This window comes from Glutamicibacter sp. FR1 (assembly GCF_047300825.1).
Classification (GTDB): domain Bacteria; phylum Actinomycetota; class Actinomycetes; order Actinomycetales; family Micrococcaceae; genus Glutamicibacter; species Glutamicibacter nicotianae.
Genome location: NZ_CP178603.1, coordinates 83,437 through 98,746 on the forward strand (window position 1 = coordinate 83,437; position 15,310 = coordinate 98,746).

Here is a 15,310-nt window from a genome sequence, read left to right on the forward strand (position 1 = left end):
GAGAGACCCGCAATGGTGAAACACAACGTTGAGATTGCAGGAATTGTGCGGGAAACGTGGAGTACTGCACTTGATCGACCCAATCTTGAGGAGAGCTCAGATTTTTTTGTAGCTGGTGGTCACTCACTCGTTGCCAGCAGGATGATGTACATCTTGCGAGAGCGTCTGGGCACTAAAATTTCCATGAGAACTCTCTTCGAGAATCCTACACTTGGTGCTTTTACAAATGCTGTGTGCCAAAAAATGTCGTTGGACGGAGAAGAATTCATTGACTGATACAGCGCAAACGCTTTGGGAGCTTGTCCTACGCGCAGCGGAACGATGGCCGAAAAGAACCGCCATCCAAGCTAACGGAACTACGCTAACCTACCAAGAGCTGACTCGCGAAGTTAATGAGCGGGCTCAAGAACTACTTTCGATGGGTTTCGGAGCTGGTCAGGGTCTCGCTATTGAAATTCACCGCGGTCCTGAAGCCTACATAAATATTCTGGCAAGTTTGTCTATCGGAATGTACTATGTACCGATTGGCCCTGACATCCCGGAGAAGCGCCAGTCCTATTTACTTGAACAAAGTAGCTGCACGGGTACTGTCCGAATGATGTCAGGTTCCTCCACAGAAACTTCGATTGTTCGGCTTAAAACCGTCGATACGCGCGCCAAAACAAAGACTCCCGAACACGCTGATTTGCTCGCCTACCTGATGTTCACAAGCGGCAGTAGTGGTAAGCCTAAGGGAGTGATGATGCCCCATCGTGGCCCTGTTTGGCATATAAAGGCCATGCAAGAGCTGGAGCCGTTAACACCCGACGATCGTGTTCTCCAAAAAGTACCGCTTTCATTCGATGTGTCCGTCCGTGAGATTTTCTGGACGCTAAGTCAAGGTGCAACATTAGTTGCGGCACCGCCACGGTCCCATCTGGACGCACAATCAGTACTCGACATAGCTGATGCAGAGCGAATCACGGTTCTGCATTTTGTGCCAAACCTACTCAGGCCTTTTGTTGACGAATTAGCCTCGGACATGTGCAAAAACTTGAGATTAGTCATTTGCGGTGGCGAGCCGCTCTCCGTCGACTTAGCCATCAGTCTCAACCGAAAATCAAACGCCCAACTAATCAATGTTTACGGCCCAACAGAAACCTCTATCGATGTGACATCTCATTCATGGTCTGGGGCTGGTCGTGAGACTGTGCCGATTGGTCGCCCTTTGCCGGGGGCCGAGATCAATGTCGTTGAGGTTTCGAGCCAAGCTCAGTTAGCTATCGCAGGGCCTGCTCTGTCTTGGGGATACATTGGTGCGTCGGGCGAGACCGCCCGGCGCTTCCGTCCTCAACCAGGCGCTCATTCACAACGAATGTATCTGACCGGAGACGCAGTCACGGACAGCGACTGGGGTTTCATCTACTCCCATCGAGTGGATGAGCAGTTCAAGTTTCATGGAGTACGCATAGAGCCAGGGGAGATTGAAGCCCGCCTTCGAGAGCATCCTGAAGTCAACGATGTCGCCGTTGTGGTGTCTCACGAGAGCACAACCAATGAGGCTGAACTCGTCGCGACAATCGTCCCCTATCGCGCTTCGCTCGTTCCCCAAACAAATCTGGGCTGGTCAACGAGTTCCGCGAACGACGTCATGATGCTTGAGCGTGATCTCAAAAATTTCTGTCGAGAGATGCTTCCTGGAACCCATATACCGAGTGCTATGAGATTTGTCGACGAGCTTCCACGCCTTACTTCCGGCAAGATCGATAGGCGAAGTCTTCGAGATCCACAAGACAAATCCACATTGGGTTTGAAAGACCAGGATTTAGACCTTTCCAAATTCATAGCGGAAATCATGGGGTCCGTCCTGAATACCACATCATACGAAATGAGCGATGACTTTTTCCTACACGGTGGACATTCGTTAGCCGTAATTCGTCTTCTTGGTGCACTGCGTAGAGCCAGGCCTGGAATCTTAGTAAGTGTTCGCGATATCTACGACTGCCCGACCCCGGAAACGTTGGCAATACGAGTTAGGAGCAATACAAATGATCGTTCGAATTGATGGTACGAATCAAGCGACGGATACATTACAACAATGTATCCGCGATGCCATGGAAACGCACGGCAAATCGGCTGCTCTCCATGTCCGCACCTCACTTGCAATGACTCCTGAAGAGTTGAGTCGTCTCTTTAATTCCCTTGAAACGGATTTTGGGTACGAAGGGGGAAACACTCCGAGGCGTCAATTGTCTGGCGCAGTAGTCTCTGCAACTGAGTTACCACCCGAATTTCCAATCTCAGCGCATAATGAACTCTCGTATGGTCGCACTTGGCCAACGCGAGTTTATTTCGGCTGCGAGAATCCACCTAACAGTGGTGGTGAGACCTATCTGGTCTCCGGTGAATCGTTATTGTCCCAATTGCCAAAAGCCATTCGCCTAGCCTTCGTAGAGAAGAATCTCGTCTACATGAGAACGTTGCATAGCGGCCATGGGCTCGGTCGCAGTTGGCAGGAAACCTATCAGACTGAGAACGCGAACGAACTATCCGCAAGGCTTAGGTCTGAAGGATCAGACTTCAGCTGGCATGAAGACTATCTGACCGTCCGTCAAAAGGGACCTGCAGTCTTGGATGATCCGACGAAGAACGGATCAGTATGGTTCAATCAGGCTGAGCAATGGCACCCTTCTTCGCTTCCCTTAGACGTACATGAAGTTCTCCTGGAAACTCTCGGAGACGAACGTAAGTTCCCCCAGTATGCTGAGTTTGGTGATGGAACTGAGATCCCAAATGAATGGCTAGAAGAAATTCGTTCGCTTGCATTATCGCTGGCCGAACCGGTTCAGTGGTCTGCCGGTGATCTCCTCATATTCGATAACCGTGTGCACTTGCATGGAAGATACGCCTTTACTGGCCAGCGACGAGTCCATGCCGCGCTGGCCGTGTGAGGCTGAAAAGTGACCTTAATGAGTACAAATATCAGTGAAATGCTAGCTGCTGTTGTCGCTGAAGCACCAGATTCGACTGCGATTGTGGACGACGCAACCGAAATGTCTTTTGGCGAGCTCGATGCGAGTATCAATGCCATAGCTTCGTGGCTATTGGATCGCTCGTTTCCACCCGAGACAATTGTTGCATTACAGATGAAACGAAGCGCATCCCTTATCGCTGCGATGTTTGGAGTCCTAAGAGCGGGTTTTGCCTTCCTCCCATTAGATAGCGAGCTACCCCTCGAACGGCTTGACTATGTGATTAGGCACTCACGTACACCCCTAGTCATAGTCGATGATGCTCTTCGAGCGGCAACCATACCGACTGAAAAGGTCGAGATTTCCACACTGATGCACTGCGCCACATCCCAAAACGTAGAAATACCATTTCCTGAGCCTCATGGGACTCAATTGGCTTACTGCATTTACACGAGTGGCACCACAGGCAAGCCCAAGGGTGTAGCCGTAAGCCATAATTCGCTAGCGGCGTTCAGACACGATATGTTCCGACTAATGGGCCATCAGAAACTTGGCTGGCTGAGTCTCACTAGTCCTGCATTCGACATCAGCATCTTGGAATTGCTACTGCCACTTACATTCGGCGGGAGAGTCGTCATCGGACCACGCCCAAACGATACTTACGCGATTCAAAAAATAATCGCGTCCAATTTAGTCGGAATAGTGCAAGCAACCCCCTCTACCTGGCGTCTACTGCTTGAAATAGACAAAGACGTGCAACGAAGCATTACAGCAATCGTTGGTGGGGATAGAGTCTCCCTTGAGTTATGCCAGCAATTGAAGAGATACGCGAAACGTGTAATTCATGTCTATGGACCAACAGAAACAACCATATGGTCCTCGTGGTGGGAAGTCCCAGAATCACCTGGTCAAGTGGTTCTGGGGCAAGCGTTTGATAGTGAACGATTGCAACTTGGAGAAAGTGAAGCAGAGTCTCTACAGCCGCTCGCGATTCTCGGGGGCGGTCTGGCAAGAGGTTACCTTCATGATGCGGGTGCAACGGCGCGTAGCTTTCGACCCGCAAATTCCGGAGATCGTTTGTACGTAACTGGAGACCTAGTACGTCAAATGAGTGGGAAAATAATTTTCGCAGGTAGAGATGATCAGCAAGTCAAGATTTTAGGCTATCGTATCGAGCTAACTGAGATCGAAGTTGCTCTGGGAACGCTACCAGGAGTATCAGACGCAATAGCGGCAACAGTTGGCACACCCGGCGGAGTCGTCGTGGGCGCCCTGGTTGAGTTCGATGGCGAGACAACTCCACAGCCGTCGACAGACGAGCTGCAAAGATCGCTATCGCTCATGCTCCCAAAGTATATGCTCCCCGGCATTGTCCACTCGATAGACAGGATCCCGACTACCTGGAACGGAAAAGGCGATAGACACGAAGCAAAACGGATCTTGGAACGTTCGTTGTCGCACAGACTCTCGGCTGCGCGACCTAGTTCAGATCTTGCTGAAGTAGTCAAAGGAATCTGGCAGGAAATACTTCCAGATTCGGAGGACCCATCTAGTGGCACATTCATGAGTCAAGGCGGAGATAGTATGCAAGCATTTCGCCTACTCTTGAGAGTCTATGACTCGTTTGGTATTTGGGTGAGGGTTGATTCCTTCTTATTAGATGCCCGCTTGGAATTTTTAACCGGGCTCGTGAAGAAACGACAGACCGAGTCAGAAGACCAACCCATAAGTAGGAGATCTTGATGATGTTGATCCCCCATGCGGAACAGCAACCTGTGTCGTCCGCGCAGTTTCGTTTGTGGTTCCTTAACCAGATGGATCCGGACTCCGCCGCATATAACATGGGTGGTTCGTTTGATTGGCCGGGAACGGTGGACGGCCAAGTTTTGCAGTCGGCCGTTGATCATATTGTTCAACGGCACGAATCCTTGCGAACGACGTTTTCTATGTCCGGGGGTGACCCCGTTCAAGTTATCTCTCCTTCTTCAGAAATTTCGGTTGGGATCGCCGAGTGGGCGCCTGACCTCGACCGTTCCAAGCGAGAATGGCTAGAAAGTCAGTACCGTTCCGTTGCAGACCATCCGTTTGATCTGGAGCGTGGTCCGCTGCTGCGAGTAGCGTTGCTGTCGGTGGGGCCCGCAGAGCATGTTCTCGTTGTGGTCATGCATCACATCATTAGTGACGGGTGGTCGATGCAGGTCTTCCTGCGGGAACTGTTCGAGTCGTATCATGCATTGGCGAATCAAAAGCAACCTTCCTTGCCGGAACTTCCTATTCAGTACGCTGATTATGCCCTGTGGCAGCGAGAACGTCTTACTAGCCCTGCTATGCAGAATGAGGTCAACTACTGGAGGACCGTCCTGGCCGATGCTCCTGCCCAGTTGAGTTTCCCTGATGCCGATCCAACTGCTAACGATTACAGCGGGGAGACCATCCATTTCAGGATCGACGCTGAAACGGTTGAAGCGCTGAAAGTCTTGGCGAAGGCCGAAAACGCAACCCTCTTCATGGTGCTGTCTGCCGCCTTTAAATGGGCGTTGTATGAAGTGACGGGACAGACGGATCTTCTTGTCGGGACTCCTGTTTCTGGACGGGATCGCCCGGAAGTGGAGCACCTCATTGGGTTTTTCGTCAACACCGTCATTCTTCGAACGAATCTTGAGGGCATTCAGTCGTTCCGAGAGCTTGTTCGGCGTGAGCGCGATGTCATACTCGACGCGTTCTCACACCAGTCTCTGCCCTTTGATGAATTGGTGAGAACCCTAAACCCGGGACGACGCGGGGAGGTTCCATTCATTTCCTGCATGCTGATCATGCAGAGTGGTGAGATGAGCAAAGTACATGAGGGACTCGGCAATTCTCTGCTCTCGAACCAGAATCACACGGCGAAGCTTCCGCTGAGCCTCGCCATTTTAGAGCAGGGAAATTCGTTGGTTTGCTCGCTCGAGTACTCCAACGCACGAGTAACACGTCGTTTTGGACAGAGACTCCTAGATGCCTGGAGGAACGTAGTTTCTACGATCGAGCTCGAAACCGATGCTGCATTTCATATCGTTCGGAGCGCAGGCGGAGACCCGAACGCTGGAGCGGGATCAAACTTGTCGAGCATTCCAAAAGATAGGAGTTTGCTTCACGTAAACTTCGAAGCTTGCGTCGATTCCAACCCAACGGCTCTATCAATAATGTTCGATGGGCAGGAACTTTCGTATGCAACCGTCGATGAAAGAGCGAATCAGCTGGCCCATTGGCTCAAGGAGCAGGGGATCGAGAGGGAAGATGTAGTCGCTGGCCTTCTCACGAGGCCGTTCCATCGCTCGATTTTGTTTTTAGCTACCATGAAAGTGGGAGCCGTTTATGCAGCACTTGATTCGGGCTCCGATCCGAGCACACTGAATTCTCTTGCAATGGAATATGGTGTCAAAATAGCAATTGTTGATGGGGACATTGCAGCATTTTCTTCTGTTATCGAATCCCACATTGCATTACACGAAATGGTATTGACTTTAGAAAAATCGCAGGAAAAGTCTACTGAGCGTCCTGCAGTGAGCGTGCACCCTCTACAACTGGCATATATTGTAAGGACGTCTGGAACAGCTGGGCGTGCCAAAGTGGTTGGGGTTCCACATCAATCAATTTGTCACGTATTGCTAGCAGAGGCGGAACGTCGTCATATTCAAGCGTCCGACCGCATTGCACTGCTCGCGGGTGGCGGATTTGACGTTCACATCCTTGAGATGGGATTAGGATGGGTGAGCGGTGCAGGATTGATTGCCTTCGAAGGAGAAACGAAGTTCCCCACAAAAGCAACAGCTGAAATGCTTGTGGCGACGAAAACTTCAGTCCTCCTCGCTACGCCCACTTTTCTGTCCGAACTGCCAACTCCTAGGGGAGCCCATAATTTACGATTGGTCATGGTTGGTGGCGAAGTACTTCATCCCGCCGTGTATGACAAGTGGTCACAGTACTCAGATGTTGTCATCGCCTATGGTCCGTCGGAAACAGCTGGACAAGTTTCGAGTACCCCACGGCATTCAAACCGAACAATAGGGACACCGATACCAGGCGTGATTTTCGATTTGGATAAAGAAAATTCATCCAATCGAGGTGTCCTGCATATTCAAGGCCCAGCAGTATCACGTGGATACCTAGGACGTCCAGGATTAACAGCTCTTCGATTCAGGCCTGTTGCTGATGGAGGGCGGCGCTACAATACGGGTGACATTGTCAGGCGTGTTAATAATGAATGGTACTTCGAAGGCCGCGTTGATGCGCAAGTTAAGATTCTTGGTACCAGGGTGGAACTAAATGAGGTTGAAGACAGGATCGCCCAGTTGCCGGCTGTGAAGCAGGCCATCCTGGTACCCGTTCGTGAAGGACAAGCATCAAAAGATGGAAGCGCAGAATCTTTGGCCGGATTTATCACATACTCTGATCGTGAACTGGCGGAATGGTCCGAAACCAGAGCGCTTGATGCATGGCAAGAGACAGCCACGGCCGTATACGAGAACGTTGCATCTGGTCAGACAGACTATGCAGGCTGGAGCAGCGAGGCATCCGGCGTAATGATTCCTTCTTCGCTGATGAGCAGATGGCTCGATGAACATATGGCGCAGATTTATCGGTTGGCCCCTCGCCGAGTCGCTGATATTGGAGCAGGGGATGGAAACATCGCTACGCGTTTGGGTGGCGTGGTCGACACGTACTTGGCAGTGGACACGTCTCAAGCTGGTTTACATCGCCTCGAAACTAAGCTGAAACCAACCCTTGGATCGCGGCTGTCGACAAAAGTGGGTGACGCTCTTGATGTAATTCATCTATTAAAGGATGAGGACGTTGTAATCCTCAACAGTGTCGTTCAGTATTTTCCATCAGTGGAGTACCTGTCACGTCTGCTGAAAAAGCTAAGCGAAGTTCTGTCAGATTCGGCAGTAGTGTACTTGGGAGATTTGCGTTCCCCTTGGCTTGCAAACCTTCTACACGATTCCAGTGAAAAAGTCTTGGTTTCAAACGATGAACTTCTTCTTGACCCCGGTGTGTTGGGAGAGATTGCCGAAAAATTAGGCCGCAAATGCGTGGTTACTGTTCGGGCAAGCGCTGCGAGTTCAGGAGCTGACCTAGGTGGACGCTATAGTGCGTGGTTGGTCTTTGACGAGGAGTCTTTGTCGGCACCGCATGAGATCTTCTTCAGCTCTACGGCTGAACAACTACTTCACTGGCCTGAGCCAACAAGTTGCCTTGTTCTTCGCCGCGTTCCCCTTCAAACAATTAGAGATTTTTGGAGATGGCAAGGCGATCCATCTATCTTCTGGGGGGACCTTCCAAAAGACCTATCGATTGATGTAACGCCGTCGGATAGTAATGATTGTTTTGACGTGCATATGTCGCACATTTCCCGTCCTCATACACACGCTGGTTCAATGGCAGACAACTTGAAGTTGTATCGCCAGAGCAACGCAGAATCGATTCAGGACCGTGACAAGCAGTGGTTTCTTCAGAATTGTCGATTAGAAATAAGTCGACAAGTGCCTGCAGGAGTCACGTTCAGCCTGACCCTTGTAGACTCTTTCCCAATGACACCGAACGGTAAAGTTGATGTGACGCAATTGCTCGGTTCAGGGAACCTGCCGCGTGGTGCAGCAGAACCGCAACGAATTCATGATCTAGAATCGGTAGTCCGAGAACTGTGGCTGGAACTTATCGGCGTCGAGTCACTCATTGATGACGAGTTCTTTCTCTCGGGTGGAAACTCATTACTGGCGACGCGGCTGTCGAACCTTCTTGCCTCATATTCTGGAGTACATCCTCCAGTCAGAATGCTGTTCGAGCATCCTACGGTCGACGAGTACGTCGCCGCATTGGAGAACGCTCACCCGGACATTGTTCGTACTCTTAGAGAGTTCATTAATACATGAGTCGTACTACCAGTAATCGATCCATTCTAGGGTCGATGTCTATCCGAGATGCGATTATCTGTCGAATAGATGAGAATTCGCCAATTGTTCTGTCGTCTGCGCAGTTTCGTTTGTGGTTCCTTAACCAGATGGATCCGGACTCCGCCGCATATAACATGGGTGGTTCGTTTGATTGGCCGGGAACGGTGGACGGCCAAGTTTTGCAGTCGGCCGTTGATCATATTGTTCAACGGCACGAATCCTTGCGAACGACGTTTTCTATGTCCGGGGGTGACCCCGTTCAAGTTATCTCTCCTTCTTCAGAAATTTCGGTTGGGATCGCCGAGTGGGCGCCTGACCTCGACCGTTCCAAGCGAGAATGGCTAGAAAGTCAGTACCGTTCCGTTGCAGACCATCCGTTTGATCTGGAGCGTGGTCCGCTGCTGCGAGTAGCGTTGCTGTCGGTGGGGCCCGCAGAGCATGTTCTCGTTGTGGTCATGCATCACATCATTAGTGACGGGTGGTCGATGCAGGTCTTCCTGCGGGAACTGTTCGAGTCGTATCATGCATTGGCGAATCAAAAGCAACCTTCCTTGCCGGAACTTCCTATTCAGTACGCTGATTATGCCCTGTGGCAGCGAGAACGTCTTACTAGCCCTGCTATGCAGAATGAGGTCAACTACTGGAGGACCGTCCTGGCCGATGCTCCTGCCCAGTTGAGTTTCCCTGATGCCGATCCAACTGCTAACGATTACAGCGGGGAGACCATCCATTTCAGGATCGACGCTGAAACGGTTGAAGCGCTGAAAGTCTTGGCGAAGGCCGAAAACGCAACCCTCTTCATGGTGCTGTCTGCCGCCTTTAAATGGGCGTTGTATGAAGTGACGGGACAGACGGATCTTCTTGTCGGGACTCCTGTTTCTGGACGGGATCGCCCGGAGGTGGAGCACCTTATTGGGTTTTTCGTCAACACCGTCATTCTTCGAACGAATCTTGAGGGCATTCAGTCGTTCCGAGAGCTTGTTCGGCGTGAGCGCGATGTCATACTCGACGCGTTCTCACACCAGTCTCTGCCCTTTGATGAATTGGTGAGAACCCTAAACCCGAAACGCAACTCGCAAGTTCCCTATCTGTCAGTGCTTATGAATTTTCTGCCGCCGACACCTGACAGTGAAAACATCGTAGGTGGTTCAATCATCCGTGTTATAGAAACCCCCAGCGTCGGTGTGGGAATCTCTGTAAGAATTTCAGAGCTCAAGGACGGCATCGATGTTCGAGTAGAAAGCGCGCCGGGACTATCAAGCGCTGCTAATGGTATTTGCCAGACCGTTCCTCGTATTCTTGGCAGTTCGATTGAAAGGTTGTCCTGTGAATGAAAGATTAATGAGTAAGATCAAGTCTTCCTCATCTTCAGCAGTTGAGGCATGGATCCTTGTGGGGGTGCAAGCGGTGAGCTCACTCGGCACAGCTTTAAGCACGTTTGGTCTAGCCATACACGTCCTACGGATAAGCGACGATTTGTCCAGTTACGCTATGTCACTGACAATTGCTTTTGCTCCATCTGTAGTGCTATTCCCCTTTGCGGGGGCCTTCATTGATCGTTTCGGTTGGCGCCCGGTATTACTTTGGTCCTGTGGTGGTTCTTCAATTGCGCTGCTAGCATTCGGTTTATTCTTTGAAAGGCTAGCGGATAGCGTGCCTGCCACGGTGTTGCTGATGATTGTGTTGAATGCTTGGGCTACGTTTATCCTTCCTGCGCTCGATACAGGGGTAGCAGGCAATGCTGCGAACCGTGAGCTGTCCCGAATGGTTTCAGCCATGCAAACTGGAGAAGCCGTTTCCCGCGTTGTCGGTCCTGCACTGGCCGCGCTCGTATTTGCCAATGCTGGTCTCGTTGCACTGCTGCTTCTGGATGCACTTTCATTTTTGGTAGCCTGTCTCGCGATCATACTGGCGACTGGTAAAGGGGCGATTCTGCCTGGTAAACGTCGTATCAGTTGGAAGATTGTACTTGAGGGCGCTACTTTACTCTTGCGAAGCAAACAACGGCGGATATTGATGTTGTTTCTAGCATTGCTAAACGTAAGTGCTGCGGCCGCATTTGCTGCGCTTACGCCTGTGGTCCTTTCAATATCGACGGAGGAGTCGCTGGGAAAAGTATTGAGTGTGGGAGGAATAGCGGCATTCGCGACCAGTCTATTATTAACGGTCATAGGACCGTCAAAACCAGAATTACTATTGTTTGCTGGTTCAGGATGCATTCTAGGCGGCATTGTTGCTATCTCTCTCCGCCCACATATTTGGTTAATTTCTTGTGGGGTGGCAATCACACTGATAGGGTTACCTTTGGCTGTAACCGGTGGTCAAGTACTGATGGCAAGGCTGACAAGCAAAGAATTCTATGGAAGAGTTTTTGCTGCGCGTTCAGCCATTTTAAGATTGACAACGCCTTTAGGATCTGCGGCGTTAGCCATGATACTCGGAGTGATCGGAACTCTACCGTCGGACAATACGGCATTCAAAATTCTGGTAGGGGCCCGCACCGATGATGGAACAATGCTGGCAATTTGTTTGCTAGTTATTGCAGTAGCTACTTTTTTGATTTTGCTTCCGACAGGCACTCGCCTAAGACAATCACTAGTCCGACAAGAGGATGTTTCTAATGCATGAAACCCAGTTTGATGTAGTTATCAATGAAGAAGAACAATATTCGATTTGGGAAAAGGGGACCGAACCGCCATCAGGATGGCGCACTGTAGGTTTTTCTGGCACGGAGGAGGAGTGTATTCGCCATATTGACGTGGTTTGGACCGATATGCGTCCTGCAACTCTTCGGCGCTGGTTTGCAGCTCAGCATGGCTAAGAAGTTACTTTTTTGCCTCCCCTATGCAGGTTCAGGAGCATCCGTCTATAGATCGTGGATTTCCAGGCTAGACGGTTACGTGACAGTAGTGCCGATACAGCTACCAGGTCGGGAAGAAGCATATTCCCGCGAGATGCCCTCCACGTTTCATGAACTCGTTTTCGAACTAAGTAACTCGATGGAATCACATCTCGATGAGGCAACTTCGCACTGGTCTATTTTCGGACACAGTCAAGGTGCCATTCTTGCATACGAATGCGCCCGGGCTCTCATACGCCGCGGTCACGGTGGGTTTGGGCAAGTATGGGTAAGCGCTAGTCCGTCGCCTTTAATGGTAGAACGTGAATTACATGAACAGTCCGTCGAAGTAATTGCGAAGAATCGCCATGCTCAGAATCCCATCATCGAGGATTCCGCCACTGATGATGAATTCTGGATGCGCCCCCTTATCTCTGACCTTAAGTTGCGGCGTACGTACATTTTTAACGATGCTGAACCTAAATTCATAGAGATCCGGGCACTCATCGGTGATCAGGATATGGGTGTTACTTCTCAGGTGGCCTTGGCCTGGCAGGAGCACTGTGTGGGCGCCCTCGAGATCCAGCAGGTGGAAGGTGACCATTTTTATGTACGTGACAATCCAGATCAAGTCATCGAGCTACTGAGGAGAGCGTATGGGGACCGCAACTGACGAATTTGAGTCCTGTCCACTTACTGAGGGGCAGAAAGGAATACTCACAGACCTTCTGTTCGGGGGCGCTCCTGAGCGCTATAATATTCCTCGCGTAAGCATCTGGAACGAACTAATCGATTTTCACGCGTTGGAGTCTGCGCTTCAACTAATTGTTGACCGGCACAAAGCTCTCCAATGGCGTTTACATCGGGACGAAGACGGATGGAATTTTCGTGGCTCTGATCAGCAAATTAGTTTGACTCAGACAATGACAGAAGTCAATGATGTTAGGCGTTTGGCCGAGAAACTTGCTTGGACACCGTTTGATCTGGAGCATGGTCCGCTGCTGCGGGTAGCGTTGCTGTCGGTGGGGCCCGCAGAGCATGTTCTCGTTGTGGTCATGCATCACATCATTAGTGACGGGTGGTCGATGCAGGTCTTCCTGCGGGAGCTGTTCGAGTCGTATCATGCATTGGCGAATCAAAAGCAACCTTCCTTGCCGGAACTTCCTATTCAGTACGCTGATTATGCCCTGTGGCAGCGAGAACGTCTTACTAGCCCTGCTATGCAGAATGAGGTCAACTACTGGAGGACCGTCCTGGCCGATGCTCCTGCCCAGTTGAGTTTCCCTGATGCCGATCCAACTGCTAACGATTACAGCGGGGAGACCATCCATTTCAGGATCGACGCTGAAACGGTTGAAGCGCTGAAAGTCTTGGCGAAGGCCGAAAACGCAACCCTCTTCATGGTGCTGTCTGCCGCCTTTAAATGGGCGTTGTATGAAGTGACGGGACAGACGGATCTTCTTGTCGGGACTCCTGTTTCTGGACGGGATCGCCCGGAAGTGGAGCACCTCATTGGGTTTTTCGTCAACACCGTCATTCTTCGAACGAATCTTGAGGGCATTCAGTCGTTCCGAGAGCTTGTTCGGCGTGAGCGCGATGTCATACTCGACGCGTTAGATCACGCTGAGGTTCCATTCTCATGGGTCTCCAGAAGCACAGGTCGGATAGGCGGCGGCGGGTGGCTTATCGATTTTGCTCTTGTTGTCTTGGAAGATCTCGGTCGACAAACTGGCGACATCTCGCGCGGGACACTACCTCGTTATGAAATTGACGGTTCATCAAGCAAACTGAACATCAGTCTTACCTTGGAGGCCGATGTTCAAAATTGGCGGGGAATGCTGGAGATAAATAGTGCTTTAGTGAACCGCTCAGTGGCAAGACAACTGGTAACTGCGTTTTTGGATGTATTGCGCCAAGGGACGAAGTTTAGGGAGAGAACCCCCAGAAGTTTGCAGCATCTTGGGTTGAATACAAAGTCACCTGTCACTATCAGGGTCAGTCCGCCTCGCCCATCTGTTGGAACGGTGGCTGTCCTGAACCACACCGTCACAGCCGCAGTCCGCGATCTTTGGCAGACGGCACTTGATTATAGGGATCCGGAAGACGACGATGAATGGTTCGCCTGGGGCGGTGACTCCTTGGGCTTGACCGCATTTCTATGGAAAATTGAACGGGACATTGGGCTCAGCCTCGACCCTGCGGTCATCGTTCGTGATGCGAGGCTTGGACACATAGTCGAACAACTTGGGTGTGCAGAACGATCATTTTCACTTGAGAAAAAACACTCTCGGATTACGCAGCTGTCGTCTGCGCAGTTTCGTTTGTGGTTCCTTAACCAGATGGATCCGGACTCCGCCGCATATAACATGGGTGGTTCGTTTGATTGGCCGGGAACGGTGGACGGCCAAGTTTTGCAGTCGGCCGTTGATCATATTGTTCAACGGCACGAATCCTTGCGAACAACGTTTTCGATGTCCGGAGGTGACCCCGTTCAAGTTATCTCTCCTTCTTCGGAAATTTCGGTTGGGATCGCCGAGTGGGCGCCTGACCTCGACCGTTCCAAGCGAGAATGGCTAGAAAGTCAGTACCGTTCCGTTGCAGACCATCCGTTTGATCTGGAGCATGGTCCGCTGCTGCGGGTAGCGTTGCTGTCGGTGGGGCCCGCAGAGCATGTTCTCGTCGTGGTCAAGCATCACATCATTAGTGACGGGTGGTCGATGCAGGTCTTCCTGCGGGAGCTGTTCGAGTCGTATCATGCATTGGCGAATCAAAAGCAACCTTCCTTGCCGGAACTTCCTATTCAGTACGCTGATTATGCCCTGTGGCAGCGAGAACGTCTTACTAGCCCTGCTATGCAGAATGAGGTCAACTACTGGAGGACCGTCCTGGCCGATGCTCCTGCCCAGTTGAGTTTCCCTGATGCCGATCCAACTGCTAACGATTACAGCGGGGAGACCATCCATTTCAGGATCGACGCTGAAACGGTTGAAGCGCTGAAAGTCTTGGCGAAGGCCGAAAACGCAACCCTCTTCATGGTGCTGTCTGCCGCCTTTAAATGGGCGTTGTATGAAGTGACGGGACAGACGGATCTTCTTGTCGGGACTCCTGTTTCTGGACGGGATCGCCCGGAAGTGGAGCACCTCATTGGGTTTTTCGTCAACACCGTCATTCTTCGAACGAATCTTGAGGGCATTCAGTCGTTCCGAGAGCTTGTTCGGCGTGAGCGCGATGTCATACTCGACGCGTTCTCACACCAGTCTCTGCCCTTTGATGAATTGGTGAGAACCCTAAACCCTAAACGCAACTCGCAAGTTACTCCATACGGTGCTATCAGGATCGTTTTCGGGGAGGAAGACAGCTCTGCGACGTTGTCAGAGAGCTATCGCCGGGTGCCCACGGCTACCCGCGAGCTACTGTCACTTCGCATTGTTGCTGATGACGCCCAATTGGATTGCATTCTTATCTCACGACGGTGTGCAATGAGTGATACGGTGAATCGAATTATCGCAGATCGCTTTCAAGAAATCATTATCAATAAAATGCTTTGACATCTTACCCAAGATGAATACATATGAGAACGGTGAACT

General features: G+C 51.1%; 10 protein-coding genes. All 10 read left to right on the plus strand.

Annotated elements, in window-relative coordinates:
- Nucleotides 1-12: 12 nt before the first annotated feature.
- The 10 genes from ACLQ8T_RS16775 to ACLQ8T_RS16820 are packed head-to-tail and all read left to right on the plus strand — an operon-like array spanning nt 13 to nt 15,271.
- Complete coding sequence (locus ACLQ8T_RS16775) at nt 13-276, plus strand: phosphopantetheine-binding protein (RefSeq protein WP_413456465.1); 264 nt, start codon at nt 13-15, stop codon at nt 274-276.
- Nucleotides 269-2,044 carry a non-ribosomal peptide synthetase gene (locus ACLQ8T_RS16780; protein WP_413456466.1) on the plus strand — a complete coding sequence of 592 codons (1,776 nt, stop codon included), beginning with the start codon at nt 269-271 and terminating at the stop codon, nt 2,042-2,044. The genes ACLQ8T_RS16775 and ACLQ8T_RS16780 overlap by 8 nt, the downstream gene beginning before the upstream one ends.
- A complete protein-coding gene (locus tag ACLQ8T_RS16785) occupies nt 2,028-2,930 on the plus strand; it encodes a TauD/TfdA family dioxygenase (RefSeq protein ID WP_413456467.1) in 903 nt (300 codons plus the stop codon). The genes ACLQ8T_RS16780 and ACLQ8T_RS16785 overlap by 17 nt, the downstream gene beginning before the upstream one ends.
- A gap of 18 nt (nt 2,931-2,948) precedes the next feature.
- A complete protein-coding gene (locus ACLQ8T_RS16790) occupies nt 2,949-4,694 on the plus strand; it encodes a non-ribosomal peptide synthetase (protein WP_413456468.1) in 1,746 nt (581 codons plus the stop codon).
- Nucleotides 4,694-8,863 carry a condensation domain-containing protein gene (locus tag ACLQ8T_RS16795; RefSeq protein ID WP_413456469.1) on the plus strand — a complete coding sequence of 1,390 codons (4,170 nt, stop codon included), beginning with the start codon at nt 4,694-4,696 and terminating at the stop codon, nt 8,861-8,863. Before ACLQ8T_RS16790 ends, ACLQ8T_RS16795 begins: the two co-directional genes overlap by 1 nt.
- 35 nt (nt 8,864-8,898) lie before the next feature.
- A complete protein-coding gene (locus ACLQ8T_RS16800; protein ID WP_413456470.1) occupies nt 8,899-10,218 on the plus strand; it encodes a condensation domain-containing protein in 1,320 nt (439 codons plus the stop codon).
- Between the two features lie 7 nt (nt 10,219-10,225).
- Entirely contained in the window at nt 10,226-11,512 is a 1,287-nt protein-coding gene (locus ACLQ8T_RS16805; RefSeq protein ID WP_413456471.1) for an MFS transporter, read from the plus strand.
- Nucleotides 11,505-11,705 carry an MbtH family protein gene (locus ACLQ8T_RS16810; protein WP_413456472.1) on the plus strand — a complete coding sequence of 67 codons (201 nt, stop codon included), beginning with the start codon at nt 11,505-11,507 and terminating at the stop codon, nt 11,703-11,705. Before ACLQ8T_RS16805 ends, ACLQ8T_RS16810 begins: the two co-directional genes overlap by 8 nt.
- Nucleotides 11,698-12,396: a thioesterase II family protein gene (locus ACLQ8T_RS16815; RefSeq protein WP_413456473.1), complete on the plus strand. Its 699-nt coding sequence runs from the start codon at nt 11,698-11,700 to the stop codon at nt 12,394-12,396. Before ACLQ8T_RS16810 ends, ACLQ8T_RS16815 begins: the two co-directional genes overlap by 8 nt.
- Nucleotides 12,380-15,271, plus strand: coding sequence for a condensation domain-containing protein (locus ACLQ8T_RS16820; protein WP_413456474.1), 2,892 nt, complete (start codon nt 12,380-12,382; stop codon nt 15,269-15,271). The genes ACLQ8T_RS16815 and ACLQ8T_RS16820 overlap by 17 nt, the downstream gene beginning before the upstream one ends.
- Nucleotides 15,272-15,310 lie beyond the last annotated feature (39 nt).

What these genes read in the sequence shown, in the direction of transcription:
- ACLQ8T_RS16775 (WP_413456465.1), top strand. Translation starts at nt 13, where the DNA reads ATGGTGAAACACAACGTTGAGATTGCAGGAATTGTGCGGGAAACGTGG.
- ACLQ8T_RS16785 (WP_413456467.1), top strand. Translation starts at nt 2,028, where the DNA reads ATGATCGTTCGAATTGATGGTACGAATCAAGCGACGGATACATTACAA.
- ACLQ8T_RS16790 (WP_413456468.1), top strand. Translation starts at nt 2,949, where the DNA reads ATGAGTACAAATATCAGTGAAATGCTAGCTGCTGTTGTCGCTGAAGCA.
- ACLQ8T_RS16795 (WP_413456469.1), top strand. Translation starts at nt 4,694, where the DNA reads ATGATGTTGATCCCCCATGCGGAACAGCAACCTGTGTCGTCCGCGCAG.
- ACLQ8T_RS16800 (WP_413456470.1), top strand. Translation starts at nt 8,899, where the DNA reads ATGTCTATCCGAGATGCGATTATCTGTCGAATAGATGAGAATTCGCCA.
- ACLQ8T_RS16805 (WP_413456471.1), top strand. Translation starts at nt 10,226, where the DNA reads ATGAGTAAGATCAAGTCTTCCTCATCTTCAGCAGTTGAGGCATGGATC.
- ACLQ8T_RS16810 (WP_413456472.1), top strand. Translation starts at nt 11,505, where the DNA reads ATGCATGAAACCCAGTTTGATGTAGTTATCAATGAAGAAGAACAATAT.
- ACLQ8T_RS16815 (WP_413456473.1), top strand. Translation starts at nt 11,698, where the DNA reads ATGGCTAAGAAGTTACTTTTTTGCCTCCCCTATGCAGGTTCAGGAGCA.
- ACLQ8T_RS16820 (WP_413456474.1), top strand. Translation starts at nt 12,380, where the DNA reads ATGGGGACCGCAACTGACGAATTTGAGTCCTGTCCACTTACTGAGGGG.